The organism is Micromonospora sp. NPDC048907, assembly GCF_055586885.1.
Window position 1 is genome coordinate 1,722 of sequence record NZ_JBVJHI010000016.1, and the last position, 3,322, is coordinate 5,043.

Consider the following 3,322-nt stretch of genomic DNA (forward strand, 5'->3'; position numbering starts at 1 on the left):
CGTCGGGTTGTCTTTCAGAGCCTTGGAGGCGGGCGTTTGTCCGCTGAGGCGCCAGGCATGGCCTGGCCTCGCATACCGCCGGCGGTTGTCGGGTTTGGTGTGAGGCGGATCGGGTTGTGGGTTGGTCGTTTGTTGAGAATTGCACAGTGGACGCGAGCATCTTTGTGGTCAAGTTGTCAAGGGCGAACGGTGGATGCCTTGGCACCAGGAGCCGATGAAGGACGTGGGAGGCCGCGATAGGCCTGGGGGAGCTGTCAACCAAGCTGTGATCCCAGGGTGTCCGAATGGGGAAACCCGGCACCAGTCATGTGGTGTCACCCGCACCTGAACACATAGGGTGTGTGGGGGGAACGCGGGGAAGTGAAACATCTCAGTACCCGTAGGAAGAGAAAACAACAAGTGATTCCGTGAGTAGTGGCGAGCGAAAGCGGATTGAGGCTAAACCGGCTGCGTGTGATACCTGTCAGGGGTTGCGTGGTCGGGGTTGTGGGACCCTGCTGAGCGAGCTGACACTCGTTCGAGAAGTTACAAAGTCAGTGGCTAGTCGAACAGTCTGGAAAGGCTGACCGTAGACGGTGATAGTCCGGTAGGTGAAAGTTGCTGACCTTCTGTGGGTGTTCCCGAGTAGCGGCGGACCCCTGAAATCTGCCGTGAATCTGCCAGGACCACCTGGTAAGCCTAAATACTTCCTGGTGACCGATAGCGGACGAGTACCGTGAGGGAATGGTGAAAAGTACCCCGGGAGGGGAGTGAAATAGTACCTGAAACCGTTCGCCTACAATCCGTCGGAGCCTTGCGGGGTGACGGCGTGCCTTTTGAAGAATGAGCCTGCGAGTTAGTGGCATGTGGCGAGGTTAACCCGTGTGGGGGAGCCGTAGCGAAAGCGAGTCTGAATAGGGCGTTTTCAGTCGCATGCTCTAGACCCGAAGCGGAGTGATCTAGCCATGGGCAGGCTGAAGCGCGGGTAAGACCGCGTGGAGGGCCGAACCCACCAACGTTGAAAAGTTGGGGGATGACCTGTGGTTAGGGGTGAAAGGCCAATCAAACTCCGTGATAGCTGGTTCTCCCCGAAATGCATTTAGGTGCAGCGTCGCGTGTTTCTTGCCGGAGGTAGAGCACTGGATGGTCTAGGGGGCCCACAAGCTTACCGAAATCAGCCAAACTCCGAATGCCGGTAAGTGAGAGCGCGGCAGTGAGACTGCGGGGGATAAGCTTCGTAGTCGAGAGGGAAACAGCCCAGATCACCAGCTAAGGCCCCTAAGCGTGTGCTAAGTGGAAAAGGATGTGGGGTCGCATAGACAACCAGGAGGTTGGCTTAGAAGCAGCCACCCTTTAAAGAGTGCGTAATAGCTCACTGGTCAAGTGGTTCCGCGCCGACAATGTAGCGGGGCTCAAGCACACCGCCGAAGCTGTGGCATTCACATTTTAACCTCGCTTGGACGTGATTCCTTGTGCAGGTGTGTGGATGGGTAGGGGAGCGTCGTGCCGCGAGTGAAGCAACGGGGTGACCTAGTTGTGGACGCGGCACGAGTGAGAATGCAGGCATGAGTAGCGAAAGAAGGGTGAGAAACCCTTCCGCCGGATGACCAAGGGTTCCAGGGCCAGGCTAATCCGCCCTGGGTGAGTCGGGACCTAAGGCGAGGCCGAGAGGCGTAGTCGATGGACAACGGGTTGATATTCCCGTACCCGCGAAAGAGCGACCCTGACGAACCTCGTTGTGCTAACCACCCGAGCCGCCGGCGACCTTCGGGTCAATGGTGGGGAGCGTGGGAACCTGGCGGGTAGTAGTCAAGCGATGGGGTGACGCAGGAAGGTAGCTGAGCCCGGCCGGTGGTTGTGCCGGGGTAAGCGTGTAGGCCGTGCCGTAGGCAAATCCGCGGCGCATGTAGGCTGAGACGTGATGCCGAGCCGATTCAGGTGAAGTCAGTGATCCTATGCTGCCGAGAAAAGCCTCTAGCGAGTTCTTAGCGGCCCGTACCCCAAACCGACACAGGTGGTCAGGTAGAGAATACCGAGGCGATCGGGCGAACTGTGGTTAAGGAACTCGGCAAATTGCCCCCGTAACTTAGGGAGAAGGGGGGCCGGAGACGTGAAGCCCCGCGCGGGTGGAGCGTTGTATGGCCGCAGAGAGCAGGGGGAAGCGACTGTTTACTAAAAACACAGGTCCATGCGAAGAAGTAATTCGATGTATATGGACTGACGCCTGCCCGGTGCTGGAACGTTAAGGGGACCTGTTAGCTCTTCGGGGCGAAGCGGAGAACTTAAGCGCCAGTAAACGGCGGTGGTAACTATAACCATCCTAAGGTAGCGAAATTCCTTGTCGGGTAAGTTCCGACCTGCACGAATGGCGTAACGACTTCCCCACTGTCTCAACCACAGGCCCGGCGAAATTGCACTACGAGTAAAGATGCTCGTTACGCGCGGCAGGACGGAAAGACCCCGGGACCTTTACTATAGCTTGACATTGGTACTTGAGTTAGCTTGTGTAGGATAGGTGGGAGCCGGTGAAGTCCATACGCCAGTATGGGTGGAGGCAATCTTGAAATACCACTCTGGTTGATTTGGGTATCTAACTTCGGACCGTTATCCGGTTCAGGGACAGTGTCTGGTGGGTAGTTTAACTGGGGCGGTTGCCTCCTAAAGGGTAACGGAGGCGCCCAAAGGTTCCCTCAGCCTGGTTGGCAATCAGGTGTTGAGTGCAAGTGCACAAGGGAGCTTGACTGTGAGACTGACAGGTCGAGCAGGGACGAAAGTCGGGACTAGTGATCCGGCACTGGCATGTGGAAGCGGTGTCGCTCAACGGATAAAAGGTACCCCGGGGATAACAGGCTGATCTTCCCCAAGAGTCCATATCGACGGGATGGTTTGGCACCTCGATGTCGGCTCGTCGCATCCTGGGGCTGTAGCAGGTCCCAAGGGTTGGGCTGTTCGCCCATTAAAGCGGTACGCGAGCTGGGTTTAGAACGTCGTGAGACAGTTCGGTCCCTATCCGCCGTGCGCGTAGGATACTTGAGAAGGGCTGTCCCTAGTACGAGAGGACCGGGACGGACGAACCTCTGGTGTGCCAGTTGTCCCGCCAGGGGCACGGCTGGTTAGCTACGTTCGGAAGGGATAACCGCTGAAAGCATCTAAGCGGGAAGCTCGCTTCAAGATGAGGTATCCCACCCACATTGTGGGGTAAGGCCCCCAGCTAGACGACTGGGTTGATAGGCCGGAAATGTAAGCCCGGTAACGGGTTCAGTTGACCGGTACTAATAGGCCGAGGACTTGACTACCAAGCTGCTACGCGTCCACTGTGCAACTCTGAACAAGCGAACAGCCC

General features: G+C 57.4%; 1 rRNA gene. It reads left to right on the plus strand.

The features are described 5' to 3' along the window. Positions 1–166: 166 nt before the first annotated feature. Positions 167–3,275, plus strand: a 23S ribosomal RNA gene (locus ACZ6PY_RS30305). Positions 3,276–3,322 lie beyond the last annotated feature (47 nt).